Raw genomic sequence first — 16261 nt, forward strand, 5'->3', positions numbered from 1 at the left:
GATTCCACACCACTTACCACTGGGATTCCAAAGCAAACCCGCGTATCCTCCGCCCCACATTTGCGAGCCCACGCCTCGCACCGACAAGGCAGATCACTTTCTGACCAAGTCCCACAGCCGGCCGCAAGAGCCGGATGTACGTTTTGAAGGCTGGTAAGGTTTGTCAAAAACGAACTGAATCAGTCAACGAGAAGCCGGCCATAAGCCGGCTTTTTATTGTCTGAATTCCAAGGGGTCCAGCGGGTTCTTGCCTATCCGGAACCAATTAAAGATTTGCCCTACAGACCCTATCTCCTTTCCTGACTTATTTCTCCAGCCATCCCCGGCAAAGTCTCGCGCCTTCCTGCGTTGCGAGATGTCTGAATGCGTTTCCCTGACAAGACCCCGTCTCTAAGCGGCGCCATTGGTTCGCTGGTCCTGGCCGTCATGAACAAGCCCAATGTCGAGGCGGTGCTACAGGATTTTCGCAATTGCCTGGGCGACTACGACACCTGGGCGCAAAAGTTCTGGAACGGCCAGACGCTGGACATCGAGCAGGTGTTCAAGGTCGGCAATGAGGTCTCGCTCGCGCCTACGAAGGACGGCGGCAAGCAAGTCAGTGCCGTGGTGGCGAGCTGTCCGGCACAAGGTCCATTGACCCTTGTGCATATGTTCCAGGCATCACGTTTCGTGCCAATCGGCGACACACCGGTGGTGCTCGAGCCCATCATTCGGGACGCGCTGGGGAAAGAAACGTTTGGCGATCCAATCCCATACGTCATCGGCCCCAGCGGCATCCTGGAAATCCCTGAATGCGACCGCGGCCAGCGTTACCGCATCAGCTTTTTTCCGAATGTCACGAGCGATCACGTCAGGGCGCTGTATGCCTCTTATCAAACAGCGATCGCCGAGCTCGAAGGTTGGCTGAAAGCCGAGTGGAACGAGTTTCAACCACAGTGGAAGGAATTCTCCGACAGCCGTTTTTTCAAGCGCGTCGACCTGTTGGAGCAGTCTCAGTTACGCGGCTTTGAAAAAGGCCTGTTTGAACTGTGGGACGACATCAAACAGATCTTCGATCTGCTGGCGGACCTTAAGGCCAACAGTGAAAAGCTCCTGGAATACCTCACCGAGGCCGAGCTTGAGCAACTGCTGGAAACTTCGTCAGAGGCGATCGCCAAAGCGCTGATGATTGTGAGCGATGAGCCCTTGCTCTTCGTTTACACGGCGGCGTTCACCAGTTGGCTGCGGATGTTGCCACCGCAATATTTGGCCGAAGTCCTGGGCGAAGTGCGCGCTGCGGTGCTGATCAACTTCATCCTGGCAATCGTTACCGGCGGCTTAGGCATAGGCCTGCGCCTGAGCGGCAAGGCGCTGCGCTTGGTTCGCTCGGAACGAGCCCGCGCATGGTTGCAGGCCTCGAGCCAACGCCTGGGCCAACTCGGTGGCGACAGCCTTAACGCTCATGCCGATGTGCTCAAGCCGGTCGTGATTGCGGGGCGAGGACCTTCAGTGGGGCCGGCGCCTGTCAGACCCTTGCAAATCACCACGGGAGACTCCCCACCTCTGTCGGTCAGCAATCCTGCCGCGATCGTGCGGGAAAAATCCCAGCCTTCCACTCAGCTAAACAAGTACGAGCCCCACGACGACGCCCCCGCCCAATCGAAAAACCCCAACGGCGACCCCGCCGACAGCGCCGCCCAGACCCGCACCGACGGTTGCCCGGTGTCCATGGTCACCGGCGAAGAGCTGCTCACCCTCGAAGACGGCACCCTCGACGGACGCTTGCCCTTCGTCTTCACCCGCCTCTACCGCACCAGCGCCGCCGACCTGGACATCGGCCTCGGCCGCGGATGGACCCATGCCCTGGCCCATCGCCTGTTGATCGACGGCGAGCAGGTGACCTGGGTCGACCAGGAAAACCGCCGCACCACGTTTCCCCGGCCCAGCCTGCAACGCTCAGCCATCCACAACAGCCTGGCCCGCGCGGCGATTTACCTGAGCAACGAGCCGGACGAATTGATCGTCGCCCAGCCCGGCGAAGACGCTCCTTTCCTACATTTTCGCGACGGTCATCTGACGGCCCTGAGCGATCGGTACGACAACCGCCTGACCGTCCAACGCAACATCTACGGCGACATCAGCCGTCTGGACAACGGTGCCGGCCGCTGTTTGCGTTTGCGCTACGAGCATCGGCACCTGGTCGCCATCGACTATCAGAGCTTCCACCCGGCGCTGACCCTCGACGAAGCCTGGCGCACCGAACAGACCCTGGTGACCTACCGCTACGATGCGCGTTTGCGCCTCATCGAAGCGACCAACGCCGCCGGCGAGAGCGAGCGCTACGACTACGACGACCAGCACGTCATCCTCCAGCGGCAACTGGCCGGGGGCGCGAGTTTCTACTGGGAGTGGCAAGGCCTCGGCCCGGCGGCGCGCTGTGTCCGGCATTGGGCTTCGTTCGCGCAGATGGACAGCCGCTACACGTGGGGCGACGACGGCAGCGTCACGGTCCGGCATATCGATGGCAGCCAGGACGTGTATGTCCACGACGACCGCGCGCGGCTGGTGCGCCAGGTCGATCCCGCCGGCGGCGAACACCTCAAGGCTTATGACGAACAGGGCCGGCTGATCGCCGAGCAAGACCCGCTGGGCGCCGTCACCGAATACCGCTACGACGAAGTCGGACGGCTGGTGGCGCTGATTCCGCCGGAAGGCGAGCCCACGTCCTACGAATACCGAAACGGTTTCCTGCACGCCCGGACTCGCGGCAAGGCCGTGTGGACCTACTGGCGCAATGCCCAGGGCGACATCATCGAAGTCGTCGACCCGGCTCGCCAAAGCACCTGGTATCACTACGACGACCAGGGGCAACTGAACACCATCAGCTACCCGGACGGCGGTGCCCATCATTTTGTGCGAAACCCGTTGGGCCAACTGACGGAAGAAATCCTGCCGGACGACGGCCAGCGAGTTTTTTCCTACGACGCCCTGGGCCGCCTGCTGACCCGTCAAGACGAAAGCGGCGCCGTCACCCATTACCAATGGGACGCCGTGGGCCGCTTGCTACAGACCACCCTGCCCACCGGCGCGACCCGTGCATGGAGCTACAACGCCTACGGCAAGGTCACCGCGGAACGGGACGAACTGGGGCGCGTCACCCGCTACGAATACGCCGACGATCTGCACCTGGTCAGCCGCCGCCTCAACCCCGACGGCAGCGAACTGAAGTACCGCTACGACTCGGCGCGGCTGTTGCTGACCGAAATCGAGAACGAATCCGGCGAAAAGTATCAGCTGGACTACACGCCCAACGGACTGATCCGACAGGAAACCGGCTTCGACGGCCAGCGCACCGGCTATGCCTACGACCTCAACGGCCACCTGCTGGAAAAGACCGAGTTCGGCGCCGACGGCAGCCAGCGGATCACCGCCTACCAACGCGACACCGCCGGCCGCCTGCTGCGCAAGACCTTGCCCGACGGTGCCACGGTCGAGTACGGCTACGACGCCCTCGGGCGGTTGATCAGCGTTGAAGACGGCCATTGGCCGCTGGCCTACGAATACGACAACCAGGACCGCCTCGTCGCCGAACACCAGGGTTGGGCGAGCCTGCATTATCGCTACGACAATGCCGGCCGGTTGGTACATTGCCGCCTGCCCGATCGCAGCACCCTGGATTACCGCCACCTGCGAGGCGGGGCGCTGATCGCCATCGACCTCAACGGCACGTGCCTGACCGAACACCGCTTCAAGGGCGGCCGCGAACGCCAGCGCCAGCAGGGCCAGTTGCTCAGCGACTACAGCTACGACGAACAGGGTCGCCTCAAGGCCCAGACCGTGTGGCAAAGCCAGCAAAAACAACTGTTCTGGCGTGACTATTCCTACAGCGCCAACGGCAACCTCGCCGCGCTTTCCGACACGCGAAACCGACGCGGCTACCACTACGACGCGCTGGATCGCCTGGTGCGCATCGACTACGCCCACAGCCAACCCCCGGAACACTTTTCCCACGACCCGGCCGGCAATGTGTTGTTCAACGACCGTCCCGGCCCGACCACCCTCAAGGGCAACCGCCTGCTGATGGAGGGTGATCGTCACTATGACTACGACGCCTACGGCAACCTGGTCCGCGAACGCCGCGGCCATGCCCAGTGCCTCGTCACGCAATACCGCTACGACAGCCAACATCGGCTCATCGGCGTCACCACCCCCGACGGAAGCGAAACCTCCTACCGCTACGACGCCTTCGGCCGACGCATCGAAAAGACCGTGGACGGCCTCACCACGGAATTCATCTGGCAGGGCGACCAGGTCATCGCTGAAAGCAGCGACCGTCACTACCAGAGCTACGTCTATGAGCCCGGCACCTTCCGCCCCCTGGCCCTGCTGGAAGGCGCAGGCCCGGAAAAAGCCACGCCGTTCTACTACCACCTCGACCACCTCGGCACTCCCCAGGAACTGACCAGCCACCAAGGCGAAGTCGTCTGGGCCGCGCGCTACAACGGCTACGGCAAACTCACCGAACTGCGCCACGGCGACGGCAAGCGCCTGGAACAACCGCTGCGCTTTCAGGGGCAATACCACGACCGGGAAAGCGGCCTGCATTACAACCGGCACCGGTACTACAATCCGGAGACGGGGCGGTATCTGACGCTAGACCCGAGCAAGCTGGCGGGTGGGCTCAATGGGTATCGGTACACCCTGAACCCGACGGGGTGGGTGGATCCGTTGGGGTTGTCATGTTGCCCTGGAGATATTGAGGCCGATGGGCCGTACAGCGAAATAGTGCCCGGGGGAGGTTTGGCTGCGCATGAGGCTCGCGGTGGGCATTTGATTGCAAAGCACGTAGGCAGAACAGATGCACAGCTAGCCCAAAGGATGGAAGCAGAGCCTAATATCCCTGCGGCTTCCACATTCCCTGATAGAGCGACTGCCGAGTCGTCCGCAGCCAGGGGGATAGCCGCCAATAAACAGAACATTGAAGACTTTTTAAATAGCCCAAAGACGAAAACAAAAATCACACATACTTATGCCGAGCCGGTTGGTGTCAGCTTACTGCGCGACCGCGATGATCATATACCAGCGTATAAGGCTTTGTTTGTACTGAAAAAAGACCCTAGGAAACCAGAGGGCTATTTTTTACTGACAGGATTCCCTGAAGCATGAAAACAAAACTTGTCGAACTGCATGATTTTTTTGGCGCCTACTTTCATCAAGACTGGATGATCGAGCATGGAAGCTCAGAAGAAGTCATTAGTTCCTTTTTAGTTGAATCGAATATCGGCATCCTGAGACTCGTCCAGCAGGAAATCGACTCATTGCTTAACGAACAGAGAAGTGAGCAGGACTTAAGAGATTATCTCTTGAAGGAACTTAGCTGTTATTACTGTTACTGGAACGAATGGCAAACCGGCGAACAATGGCTGCTTCATATTGCTAACAGATTAGACATTACAATCAGTCAGCTTGGCCGTCCCAAATGAAAGTTGAGTTGCTCTCGACTGACACACCGCCTTCGCGAGCAGGCTCGCTCCCACATGGGATTCACATGGATGCTGGTGTCGTGTTCCACCCCCGCCACTGAGTCGATAATCAAAAAAACGGAACCCAATCCCAGCGCTCCCGCTCAATTTTAAAGAGACCAACCCAAGACGGAGCCCCGCCGCCATGAACAACCCAACCCTCACCTTCGCCCAACTCCACCCCGGCGACCGCTTCACCTTGCCCGCCGATCACCGCCTATTCACCAAGCTCACCGACAGCACCGCCCGAGAGCACAGCGTGCATTCGATCAATCTCAAGGAAGAAGGCTTCGGTTATCGCGAGGATCCGATCGAGACTCTGCCTCAGGATGCGCCGGTGGCATACGTACCGGTCGGCGGGCCCCTGCGGGCAGGCGGTTAGGCGGAACCGCGCCAGCATTCCCTTTACAGGTATTCGCCTTCCCCCGCGCCGAAGTAGACTGCCAACACACGTAGAACGCTTATCCACGGCAGCACCGGACAATCAGGAATGCTGCACCGCTCTGACCCAAGGAGAAACTCTATGTCCCTTCCGCCCGAAGGCCTTCCGATCTATCGCGTGCTGACCGGCCCAGACGATTCCGCGTTCTGTCATCGCGTCAGCGATGCATTGAAGATGGGTTATATGCTCCATGGCGCTCCCTCCGTCACATTCAACGGAGAACGGGTCATCGTCGCCCAGGCGGTTGTCTGGCCTTCGGCAATGGCACCGGCTTGACAGCAATGCCCCCAAGCAAAAGGCCAGTACTTTATTTGGATCCAAGCGAGGAGATTGGGACTTGTCTGATAGGGTTCGAAGGTCTATTTTGTATCCGCATAAGTATATAGCTCTCAGCACTAACAGGGCCTGAGGGCAGACGCGATTTGTATCGGAAAAGAATACAAACGCGACGCCCCATAATAGGGCGTTTCCAGTTCAAATCGATTTGGGCCGTGTTCCCCACGATTGTCTTCCTTTTGAAACAATCCGGTTTCGGATTGCTGCCAGTGTGAAATGTATGTGGATGGCAAGATTGCCATGAGCACATGGACGTCATGATCACGCGCATTGAGTAGCGGATGCTCAATGCCTACAGGGAGGTTGTCATGCTGGATCGCCAACAGTTGGAAGCGTTTGCCTGCGTCATTGAACACAAAAGTTTTGAACGCGCTGCGTCGGCGCTCAACATCACCAGCGGTGCCATATCGCAGCGAATCAAATCTCTGGAAAACTCGCTTTCAACTATCCTGGTCATTCGCGAAAGACCTATCCATCCCACCTCCGCCGGCCAGGCCTTGTTGCAGCATGTCTCGGCATTGCGTTCATTGGAACATGACGTGCTCAGGCGTCTTTCGCACAGGGGCAACACCACTTCCAAGGTCGCCATCGGCGTACATCCCGATTCACTCAACACCTGGTTTGCGCCGTTATTGATCGAACTGATGCGAGCGGACCGGGTTTGTGTGGAGGTCATTTCCGATGATCGTTGTTCGAGTCTCAATATCCTGAAGCGCGGTGATGTCCAGGGGTGTGTATCAGTCATTGCCGATACCCTCGATGGCTTCGAAGTACATCCTCTGGGGGCCATGGAATACAAATGCGTCAGCACGCCTGGCTACATGCGCCGTTACTTGGCCCGGGGCCTGGGAACGCACTCCCTGCTCGACGCACCGGCCATCACGCGGGGACGCAACGATACCCGTCATACCGCCTTCCTGCGCGAATTGCTGGGCGTCTCCATCGAGCGATTTCCCTGCCACTACTTGCCTTCGCTGCCGAGAGTCCAGGACGCGGTCCTGGCGGGACTTGGCTACGCGCTGATACCCGCGGATGTCGCTGCGCCGTTAATTGACGAGGGTCAGTTGGTCGATCTGATGCCCCAGAGCAGCTACAGGGAGCCCCTTTACTGGCACGGCTGGATGAACCACTCAGTCGTCAAGGATCTGGTAGCGAAACGAATCATCGACACTGCCAGCAGGTCTCTTCAACCCACGCCATGTTGAACGAGCTGCCATGACGTCAAGACTTGTTAAGCGTTACTGCCGCCGCTTCAAAAAAACTAACGCTCGGTTTGCGCTAAAGGCTGGGGGCGTAGAATCGGGCGATATCCAGCAGGGGTGAGCGAGGGGCTCGTCATCGTGAAAAGTACTGAATTACCTGCTTACCACGTACACCTCATGACACCTGACGCCATATTGGAATGCTTGATCGACTGCCAAGGCAGCGATACTTGGAGACACATGCTTGCCCAACGATTTTCCAGCCCGCGTGATTGCGTCGCCGAAATATTCAACCCATTAAGACCAGGCGCTGCTTACTGTTGTACGCGTGAGGATGGTAGTCCTTCAGGATGGGCCGTTTACTTTCGTTTTCACGAGCGTGCCGGTTATGACGGCAGCATGAAGTTGGTCTTGCACAGTGACGATGAAGACGCCACGTTCACCGTCTTCGATGTGCTGTCCTCGGCCTGTGCATCACATAGTCTGGAACAAGGCGTACACACGCTTATCTGCGTGGTGGACAGCAAGATGAAACAACTCGCTGCCTGGTTTTCCAGCAGTCCGTTCAGGCTAGGCGGCGCGGTGGGAGCAAGTGGGGATTCAACGTTGAATGTCTTCTACAGGAAGTTACCAGATGATTCGGCCAGCCACTCCTGACGATTTACCCTCCATCGTGGAAACCTATAACCAGGCAATTGCCGACAAGGTTTTCGCCAATTGCGATGTTCCCCACCACAGCATTGAAAAGTTCGAACTTACCTATTTCGGAAAAAACCAGCGGTTTGCGGTCCTCGTTTATCTTTCCAGCGCGGGGGATACGGTCGCTTGGGGCGCACTCAAGCCGTTTTCAGCCCGACCGGACGATGAAACCATGGCGGAAGTTGCCGTATATGTACGACGGGACATGCGCGCACGCGGCGTGGGTATTCGATTGTTGCAGGCACTGGAGGTCTCTGCGCGCGAGGCCGGTTTCGAATCGTTGGTTGCCATTATCTTGGGGCCGAACCACGCCAGCGCTCGCGGGTGTATTTCCCAAGGCTTTTACGAATGTGTACGAATCCCACAAATCGCCAAGTTGGAAAACAATCTGGTCGACATAGTCTGGCTACAGAAAAAAATGGAAGGGAATACTCATGGTGTCAGTCGTTGACGAGTCGTATCAGCTGGGAACCTTTCGAGACAACGAGGACTCCTTGCGTCGCCTGAAATCCCAAGCGGGCATCGCGCTGGATCTGGAGTTCGATCACCTGAGACAAGCCGGATTGGCTGAAGGGCAGCGGGTGCTCGACGTGGGTTGCGGTCCCGGCATCATTACGACGCAGATTGCAATTCGTACGAAACCGAGCAGGTTGCTGGCACTCGATTGCAATCAGATAAGCGTCAATGAAACACGCGAGCAACTGTCCGTCGCGGGGGTTGATCAAGCTCAGGTTCGCCAGTGCAATCTTTATGACGATCGATTGACCGACCCGGGGCAGTTCGACTTCAGTTACGCTCGATTGGTGTTCCAGCACTTATCGGACCCGCTGGGTGCCCTGCGCAATATCCATCGCAGCCTGGCGATTGGCGGCCGCTTGTGCATTTGCGACATCGATGACCGCTGGTTTGGCGCATCGCCCCAGCCGCCCGAACTGCAGTCATTTCTTGCCCGCGTGGCCAAGGCTCAAGCCGCTCGCGGCGGCGACCGTCACGTGGGCAGCAAGCTGGCCCATTATCTGGAACGAGCCGGTTACGGCGACATCCGCTGCAGCATGCTGTTGGTGTCCACTTCGCTGATCGGAGCCTCGGCGTTCTGCGACCTGGTATTCGGCTACAAGATGGAAGTGCTTCCCGAGGCCGAACTCGAAGCGGCCCGGCGCGAATTGGCGATCATCCAGGACAGCATCGAGAGTCCAGGTGGCTGGGCGGGGATCGGCGTATTCTTCGTATCCGCAGCGAAACAGTAACTGAAAGGAATCACGGAGCATCCCATGCCTGACAAAGCCCAACTGAACGCGGCCACGAACCAGAAGATTGCGCCCTCCGCCCGGATTGCATCGAGCGCAATCCTGGAGGGCGATGTGTCTATCGGCGCAGGCACCGTCATCGGACACGGCGCGGTCCTCGTCGCAGAGGGCGGCACGCTGAGGATCGGTGAAAATTGTATCGTCATGGAAAACGCCGTCATCCGCAGCACTGCCCATAACGACTGCCAGATCGGCAACCATGTGATGGTCGGGCCGCACTGTCACCTGACAGGCTGCCGGATCGACGACGAGGTATTCATTGCCACCGGCGCTTGCGTTTTTAATGGCGCCCACATTGGCAAAGGCGCGGAAGTCCGCATCAATGGTGTCGTTCACATCAAGACCGTGATGGAAGCAGGCGCCATGGTGCCGATCGGCTGGGTCGCGGTAGGCGATCCGGCCCAATACTTCCCCGCCGACCAGCATGAGCAGATCTGGAACGTCCAAAAGACGCTGGATTTCCCCCGCTATGTATTCGGCGTCGATCGCGAGAGCGAAGGCGTTGTCAGGCAGATGATGGAGCGCTACGCACGCTTCCTTCGCAAGCAGCAGGTGGATGATGAATGATGAGCCCGGGCGTATCGTCGGCCCGCTCGTCGACGGCCACAGCCATGTCGCCTCCACGCGTTTCACCCCCCTGAGCTTCCTGGAGGGCGTCGCTGACAATATCGAAGTGAAGCTCCAGGCCAGTGGGTTTCCGGTTCCCAGGTCCAGGATCATTGATCAGTTCCAGCGGGACCTATGCGACCACCAGGGTGACGCTCAAGTCGCCGCTATGGACCGCTCGGGCATCCATCGCTCCGTCCTCCTGCTGCCGGACTTCACCTATGCATTGCCGGACAGCGAACTGAGCATTGAAGAAATGTTCCAGGAACACCAGGCCATTCTCCAACGCCACGCGGGGCGCTTCGAAGTCTTCGCCGGCGTCGACCCACGCTGGGGTAAGGACGGACTCGACCTGTTCATACGCGGGATCGAGACGTACGGCTTCAGCGGCTTGAAGCTCTACCCGCCTTGCGGATACCAGGCCAACGATCCGTTGCTGGAGCCCTTCTATGAATATTGCAACGCTCATCGTCTGCCCGTCCTGTTGCACATCGGGCCGACATCCCCGGCGCTGTCCTTTGCCCATGCCCAAGCCCGCTGGGTGGACGAACCCGCGCGCCGCTATCGGGACATCCCGTTCATCCTGGCCCACGGCGCGGTCAATGATCAGACACAATGCATTGAGCTGTGCAAGTACCGTCCCAACGTCTATCTCGACTTGAGCGGCGCACAGCATTCAATCGACTCTCGCGGCCAGGCGCCCATGTTGAAAGCGTTGTTCGAGAATGAGATCAATCACAAGATCATCTTCGGCACGGACTGGCCCATCAATAATCATGAATCGATCAACAGGCGCCTTCGCTCGTTCATCGTTGACCCCGAACACGCTATCAGTGACCACGACGCCAGCCTGATTCTTTCGGGGAACATGCAACGCCTGCTCAATGGAATCGCGCCGCGCGATCGATGATAGCGCCGATCCGGCGAGCATTACGCCCACAAGCGCAATGCTCAGGGCGCGCCAGGTCGGTCACGCTCGCAGATGGATCGGTTCGTCGTGCTCCAAGCGATCGATAAAAAACGTACGAAAGGGCGAAGGGTGACGCAAGCTGCGCCCCTGCTCGATCAAATGTTTCGCGCGGTCGAATTGCCGGGCACGTATGGCGGCTTCGATCGCGGTCAACTCCAGCAGGTCACGTTGCGCGTTACTGCCCCCGATGGAACGCACCGCGGGCAGGATCTTGCCTAGCAGCTCCAGGGCGCAGTCGTAGTCACCCTGCTGGAATGCAATCAGCCCCCGGCAAACGGTCCGTGTCACGTTGGCAACCATCGGGACCTTGGCATACGTGGTGTCAATACGTCGCAAGATGCGTTGCACCAATACCTGGTGATTGGAGCTGGCCATCGCCATGATCGAATGCACATCGTTGAACCAGTATTGCGACTGATCGATCGACGGCATCCAATACTGTGCGACCTCCTGCCACTGGTCGGAGACATCCACGCCGGTCAGCGACAAGCGCCACAGCAGGCTGACCGCGTCGAGGTCCTCATAGCCGTCGGGGTCGTTCTTGATCCTGATTTTCTGATGGAAAGTCTGCAATGCTGCGTCCGGACGCTGCATATAAAGGTTGAACAATGCGTGGTGCCACCATAGATGGATGCGCATGCAGAGATTGTCGGCCCAACTGCTCTGCGTATCGTCCAGCCATTTCAATGTCTGGGCATATTCTCCGCGTTCATAGCCGACATGACAGGCGGCATGGATTGCATAAATGTCTCGCGGATTGATCGCCAGGGCACATTCGGCCGCGACACTCGCGGCGTCATAGTCACCATTTTCCACCAGCGCGAAGGCCTCGATCCCTCGCACGTAACCATAGAGCGGATGCATGAGCGCCCAAGAAGGACTGGCCGTCACCATGGTTTCGCGCATCCGCTCGGTCCAGCCCATGTTGAATTCCAGCATGTGCACGCTGAACAAGGCCACTATATCCCGAGGATGCAGGGCCAACAGCTCCCGCCAGCAGGCATGGGCCAGTTCATAGTCCTGATTGACCCAGTGATTGCATGCAGCCAGGTGCCCGCGCTCGCGCAGGTCCAGATCTTCTTGGTCCAGACCGCCAAGCAGCACCATGGCGTGCTGTATTTGCCGGTCCTCCATGCTTGATAACCGGACGGCACATTCGATCAACCGGGAAATCGGGCAGCGAACGTCACGCTGTTGAAGGAGCGGAAGTGGATCGAACTCCATTCCAAGAATGCCGACCAGGGCAGTCTCCAATTCGTCTGCTTCGGCGGCGTCGTGTACACGCACCGGCACACCGCGAGCATCAATGAACTCGATCATAAAAAGTCCTTCCTGTTGGTCCCGTGTCGTTCACTGAGAAGCGCTGGCCTGGTGAGGCTCAGGCGGCCAGCTCCGCAAGCCTCGCCGGCGTGATGCCACTGACCAGCGCCGCCGGGTTGATTTCACGGTCGAGGCGCTCGTGGATCAGGTTCAATATCGCAATGAGCAACATCGAGTTACCACCGGCGTCGAAGAAGTCGGCTTGATCGTCGAGCGCCGGATGCTTGAGCACTTCCGCCCAAATGGTGTGGACTGTCGATAGCGGGCTGGTGTCGGTCTGAGTGTGCAGTTCCTGGGTTGGCATGTTCATGGCGTTCCTCCGCATGACAGATGTTTAATGAAGTGGCGGTTAATGTTTGTATTGAACAAGCAGGTTGGCGCGCAGGTTGGGCGCATCGACCGAGAACAGAAATTTCTCGCCCTCGGTCGGCGGGTTCTGACGGGCGTAATCGACATAGTTGATCAGCGTATCGGCTGAGAAGCAGTGCCCGCAGCGCGCGACGTTATCCAGGTACAACTGTCTGCGAGAAAAGCCGAGGCGGGTTTCCTTGAGTTGCGTCACGGGACGGAAGATGTTGTTGCAAAACACTTTACTGACATCACCCAGGCGGGTTCCGCCAGCGTCCAACAGCTCGTTGAGGATTCGCCCATAGAGTTCGGGTTCATCTTTCCCATGGTTGGAGGTCATGGGGTCCTCGCTGACACCAAAACGCGAAGTCACTATTTGCAGACCTGCAACTTCCTGGCGCGTGACCAGGCAACTCGCCGCCGAATCGCTGAGCAAAGCAAAGTTGTTGAAACGTATCGACTCGTCATAGACCTTGTCGGCCGTGATAACCAGAATATTGTTGTAGATCCCGCTACGAATCATGCTCTCGGCCATCACGACTGCACTTATGAAACTGATGCAATTGTTCAGCGTTACGCCGATGGGAAATGCCTTCTTCAATCCCAAGCCTTGCGACACCCGAACGTTGTAGTTGATGTACTCGATTTCATCGCCAGGGAAGCAGGTTGAACAGAACATGACAAAGTCGATATCGTCCGCGGACACGGTGCTGCGAGCCAGTGTCTGACGTGCTGACTTTATGCCAAGCTCGAATATATCGCCGTCGCTCTTGAAGTAGCTTCCCCAGCCAAACACGCTCGGCTCATCCGGATAGCCGAATCGCTCCAGCTGCTTCGTGAAATCAAGCACTTCGTGATACGGACGTTCGAGTTCACCCAGAACGTAGGCACACGCGTCGATCATTATGCGCATCCGTATTTTCCCTATTACAAGAACAGGGCCGGAAGGCCTCCGGCCCGAGAGTGGTCAGGCTGGAATGAACGGATCGCCCAGCATGTTCTTGTCGCGAATGCGGTTATGTGAATAACGGTTCTCGCCCGACACCACGACGGCGCCGTAGTTTTCCAGGCTGACTTCACCACCGAACTCGTGGAGCATGTCGGTATCGGGGTGAATCAGAACCTCCGGCGGCACATAACGCGCGGAATACCCCAGGCGCATTTTGTCGGTCAAGCCCAGGTGCGGCAGCGACGAATGAAGGACGGTCGACCAGAAGATCACGCACTCGCCGGCCTTCATCTCGAAATAGACCGCTTTTGATTCGTCGGGCTTCCAGTCAGGGTCAACTTGCAGGTCACGGTAGTCATACCCCCACAGCCCACGACGAACGCCATCCTTGACCAGATCGTTATTTTTCTCCGGGTTGAAGATCAGGCGCTTCTCTTCGTCGTAATGCATCATGTTATGAGTGCCCGGGACGATCGCCATGCAGGCCGTGTCTTTCATCGTGTCGGTGAAAGCGGTCCAGGCGGTCAAGGTGCCGCGACGCCCTGAGTCATCAGGCCAGACAATATGAGGCCGCCCCGCCACGCCGGCGAACGTGTTCGCCTGATGCCAATCGGTACCCGCATCGCCGGGATACTTCGAAAAGAATTCGGTGCGCCAGCACAGCAAGTCCTTGCCCATCAAGCTACGCACTTTATGCACAATCCTGGGGTTGCAGACATGTTGTCCAAGGAAAGGAATATCCAAGTGCCGGTCATAATTGGCGAGGTTGTTGTTACCCGCATTGGAAATGGTGTTGTCCGAATACACCGCGTTGCTGCGATCGAGCGTCTGCAGGCGCACCGTCCGCCACTGTTTCTCCATCTCTTCCGGCTCGTAGACCTTGAACGGTTTCACATATCCATTCTTGAAGAAAAACGCGATTTCCTCATCGCTCAGTCCAAAATCTTCTTTTAACGTGTCCAAGGTCAATCTCCTTGCCTTCTGAGTGTGGAAGATCAGTGTTGCGTGACGGCTTAATTGAATACGGAAGCTTCGTATCGTGAAGAGATGTTCTTGCGTTGCAGTTTCATGTTTTGCGTCAGCAGGCCGTTCGCCGTGGTGAACGGCTCGGTCGACAGGAAATAATTTCGTATCGGCACGGTGGCGCCACGGTTGTAGTTGTCAATCGTGCGCTCGATGAGTTGCCGGGCATTCGAATCGATATGTTCGACGACCAGCAACATACCCAAGTGGGGTCTACGGGCGCCCAGCGCTACCGCACAGTGAACAAAGGGCAGGCTGTTGAAAGCCTCTTCGACTGAAGTGGGGTGGATCTTCTGGCCGCCCGAAGTAATGATCGTGTCGTTTTTACGGCCGTCGATGAAGATATAACCGTCCTCGTCGATATGGCCGATATCGCCCGTGGCGATAAGGGTTTCGTCCCGATAGACAGCGCGCTCCACTTCCTCTGGCTGGTCCACGTAACCGCAGGTCAACCGCCGAGTTGACTTGAGCAGGATTTCCCCATCGCCATCCAGCATCACGCTACCTGGAACCAATGCCCGCCCAACCGAGCCAGGTCGATTGTGATCAAGGGTATTGACTGCGATAGGTCCGTATTCCGTCATGCCATACGCTTCCAGAAGCGGTAGGCCGCCCGTACGATATCCATTGAGCACAGCCGACGGCAGTGCGGCCATACCACTCCACATCTGCCGGATATTGGCGCCGAACAGCACGCGCAGTTTGTCCCCGTCCCCGTCCGCCAGGCGCCACATCGAGTCGTAAAACAGCGGTGGCGCCAGGAACAAGGTTGGGGACGTCTGCTTGAGGGCCTGCATGACGTTCTGCATGGAGCTCAAGACAATATCGACTCCCGCGTCGATGCACCCGTAGATCAACAGTTTCTGCTGGTAGTTGGACAGCGGCAGGAAGATTAGGAAACGATCGTCTGGCCCGGCATCGATGGCTGAAAAGAATTGCCTGGCGTTATGCAGGACGGTCGCGTTGTTGACGCGAATCTTTTTTTCCTTGCCACTGGTTCCCGACGAGAAAATGACCGGGCCGACGACGGAGTGAGACACATTCGAAGACGTTATTTTTTCAAAGAGGCCCAACCCGCAGATCGGCCCTACGGGGCGCCACAGCTCGCCGTCCACCGCCTCGCCGTACAAGGGACCGGCCAACAGGAAGTCAAGAGTGGCTTGATCGATATCGGCCAGCCCGCCTTGGAACGCTTTCTCGGGAAGCTGCAGGACGACACAGCCGATGTGCAACAACGCGAGGTCCACGACAAAAGCAGGCTTACCGTTTTCGGCAACCATGGCAACCTGCATGCCGGCAGTGATCCCGGCCTCGCGGAGTTGCCGCGAAACGACAGCGATCGTTTCGTATAGATCACAAAACCGGACGCGCTCCACTTCCGCACTACGGTGGAATAAAACTGCATTGCGCTGATTGTGCTTCAGTTCTGAAACCAGTGTTTCCAGTCCCTCACTTTTCATGCCGCTCGCTCCTGCGTCCGATGGCATCGGTCGCTAGAGACTACTACCGGCTATCTCGCTCGTGGCGTTGCGTTAGGTTTTTGCAGCAGCCTTTAGTT

The 16261-nt window shown here is 58.0% G+C and carries 15 protein-coding genes; 10 read left to right on the forward strand and 5 right to left on the reverse strand.

What is annotated here, in order from left to right:
* Positions 1 to 363 precede the first annotated feature (363 nt).
* The 10 genes from J3P76_RS22215 (at position 364) to J3P76_RS22260 (ending at position 11003) form a co-directional block, all read left to right on the forward strand.
* Positions 364 to 5145 carry an RNase A-like domain-containing protein gene (locus tag J3P76_RS22215; RefSeq protein WP_434701249.1) on the forward strand — a complete coding sequence of 1594 codons (4782 nt, stop codon included), beginning with the start codon at positions 364 to 366 and terminating at the stop codon, positions 5143 to 5145.
* Complete coding sequence (locus tag J3P76_RS22220; protein WP_434609361.1) at positions 5142 to 5462, forward strand: contact-dependent growth inhibition system immunity protein; 321 nt, start codon at positions 5142 to 5144, stop codon at positions 5460 to 5462. Before J3P76_RS22215 ends, J3P76_RS22220 begins: the two co-directional genes overlap by 4 nt.
* 184 nt (positions 5463 to 5646) lie before the next feature.
* On the forward strand, positions 5647 to 5883 hold the full coding sequence (locus J3P76_RS22225; RefSeq protein ID WP_434609358.1) for a hypothetical protein: 237 nt from the start codon (positions 5647 to 5649) through the stop codon (positions 5881 to 5883).
* A 141-nt stretch (positions 5884 to 6024) separates the two neighbouring features.
* Complete coding sequence (locus J3P76_RS22230; protein WP_434609356.1) at positions 6025 to 6219, forward strand: DUF1737 domain-containing protein; 195 nt, start codon at positions 6025 to 6027, stop codon at positions 6217 to 6219.
* A 341-nt stretch (positions 6220 to 6560) separates the two neighbouring features.
* Complete coding sequence (argP, locus tag J3P76_RS22235) at positions 6561 to 7484, forward strand: HTH-type transcriptional regulator ArgP (protein ID WP_434701250.1); 924 nt, start codon at positions 6561 to 6563, stop codon at positions 7482 to 7484.
* Positions 7485 to 7619: 135 nt separating this feature from the next.
* A complete protein-coding gene (locus J3P76_RS22240) occupies positions 7620 to 8138 on the forward strand; it encodes a hypothetical protein (RefSeq protein WP_434701251.1) in 519 nt (172 codons plus the stop codon).
* The gene (locus J3P76_RS22245; protein ID WP_434701252.1) at positions 8116 to 8631 is read left to right on the forward strand and encodes a GNAT family N-acetyltransferase; all 516 of its coding nucleotides are present in this window, start codon (positions 8116 to 8118) and stop codon (positions 8629 to 8631) included. The genes J3P76_RS22240 and J3P76_RS22245 overlap by 23 nt, the downstream gene beginning before the upstream one ends.
* A gap of 43 nt (positions 8632 to 8674) precedes the next feature.
* Positions 8675 to 9427 carry a class I SAM-dependent methyltransferase gene (locus J3P76_RS22250; protein ID WP_434609345.1) on the forward strand — a complete coding sequence of 251 codons (753 nt, stop codon included), beginning with the start codon at positions 8675 to 8677 and terminating at the stop codon, positions 9425 to 9427.
* Positions 9428 to 9451: 24 nt separating this feature from the next.
* Positions 9452 to 10054, forward strand: coding sequence for a gamma carbonic anhydrase family protein (locus J3P76_RS22255; RefSeq protein WP_434609343.1), 603 nt, complete (start codon positions 9452 to 9454; stop codon positions 10052 to 10054).
* Entirely contained in the window at positions 10047 to 11003 is a 957-nt protein-coding gene (locus tag J3P76_RS22260; RefSeq protein ID WP_434609340.1) for an amidohydrolase family protein, read from the forward strand. The genes J3P76_RS22255 and J3P76_RS22260 overlap by 8 nt, the downstream gene beginning before the upstream one ends.
* A gap of 60 nt (positions 11004 to 11063) precedes the next feature.
* On the opposite strand, the gene J3P76_RS22265 is transcribed toward J3P76_RS22260, so the two are convergent.
* The 5 genes from J3P76_RS22265 to J3P76_RS22285 are packed head-to-tail and all read right to left on the reverse strand — an operon-like array spanning position 11064 to position 16163.
* A complete protein-coding gene (locus tag J3P76_RS22265) occupies positions 11064 to 12383 on the reverse strand; it encodes a tetratricopeptide repeat protein (protein WP_434701253.1) in 1320 nt (439 codons plus the stop codon).
* Between the two features lie 58 nt (positions 12384 to 12441).
* The gene (locus tag J3P76_RS22270) at positions 12442 to 12693 is read right to left on the reverse strand and encodes an acyl carrier protein (protein ID WP_434609337.1); all 252 of its coding nucleotides are present in this window, start codon (positions 12691 to 12693) and stop codon (positions 12442 to 12444) included.
* A 39-nt stretch (positions 12694 to 12732) separates the two neighbouring features.
* The gene (locus tag J3P76_RS22275; protein WP_434609335.1) at positions 12733 to 13644 is read right to left on the reverse strand and encodes a hypothetical protein; all 912 of its coding nucleotides are present in this window, start codon (positions 13642 to 13644) and stop codon (positions 12733 to 12735) included.
* Between the two features lie 54 nt (positions 13645 to 13698).
* The gene (locus J3P76_RS22280; RefSeq protein WP_434609333.1) at positions 13699 to 14649 is read right to left on the reverse strand and encodes a chlorinating enzyme; all 951 of its coding nucleotides are present in this window, start codon (positions 14647 to 14649) and stop codon (positions 13699 to 13701) included.
* Between the two features lie 44 nt (positions 14650 to 14693).
* On the reverse strand, positions 14694 to 16163 hold the full coding sequence (locus tag J3P76_RS22285) for an AMP-binding protein (protein WP_434609331.1): 1470 nt from the start codon (positions 16161 to 16163) through the stop codon (positions 14694 to 14696).
* Between the last annotated feature and the right edge of the window lie 98 nt (positions 16164 to 16261).

This window comes from Pseudomonas sp. D1-36 (genome assembly GCF_051132205.1).
GTDB lineage: Bacteria > Pseudomonadota > Gammaproteobacteria > Pseudomonadales > Pseudomonadaceae > Aquipseudomonas.

Coding starts and splice junctions, on each gene's coding strand:
- J3P76_RS22215 (WP_434701249.1), top strand. CDS start 364: ATGCGTTTCCCTGACAAGACCCCGTCTCTAAGCGGCGCCATTGGTTCG.
- J3P76_RS22220 (WP_434609361.1), top strand. CDS start 5,142: ATGAAAACAAAACTTGTCGAACTGCATGATTTTTTTGGCGCCTACTTT.
- J3P76_RS22225 (WP_434609358.1), top strand. CDS start 5,647: ATGAACAACCCAACCCTCACCTTCGCCCAACTCCACCCCGGCGACCGC.
- J3P76_RS22230 (WP_434609356.1), top strand. CDS start 6,025: ATGTCCCTTCCGCCCGAAGGCCTTCCGATCTATCGCGTGCTGACCGGC.
- argP (WP_434701250.1), top strand. CDS start 6,561: ATGCTCAATGCCTACAGGGAGGTTGTCATGCTGGATCGCCAACAGTTG.
- J3P76_RS22245 (WP_434701252.1), top strand. CDS start 8,116: ATGATTCGGCCAGCCACTCCTGACGATTTACCCTCCATCGTGGAAACC.
- J3P76_RS22255 (WP_434609343.1), top strand. CDS start 9,452: ATGCCTGACAAAGCCCAACTGAACGCGGCCACGAACCAGAAGATTGCG.
- J3P76_RS22260 (WP_434609340.1), top strand. CDS start 10,047: ATGAATGATGAGCCCGGGCGTATCGTCGGCCCGCTCGTCGACGGCCAC.
- J3P76_RS22265 (WP_434701253.1), bottom strand. CDS start 12,383: ATGATCGAGTTCATTGATGCTCGCGGTGTGCCGGTGCGTGTACACGAC.
- J3P76_RS22270 (WP_434609337.1), bottom strand. CDS start 12,693: ATGAACATGCCAACCCAGGAACTGCACACTCAGACCGACACCAGCCCG.
- J3P76_RS22275 (WP_434609335.1), bottom strand. CDS start 13,644: ATGCGCATAATGATCGACGCGTGTGCCTACGTTCTGGGTGAACTCGAA.
- J3P76_RS22285 (WP_434609331.1), bottom strand. CDS start 16,163: ATGAAAAGTGAGGGACTGGAAACACTGGTTTCAGAACTGAAGCACAAT.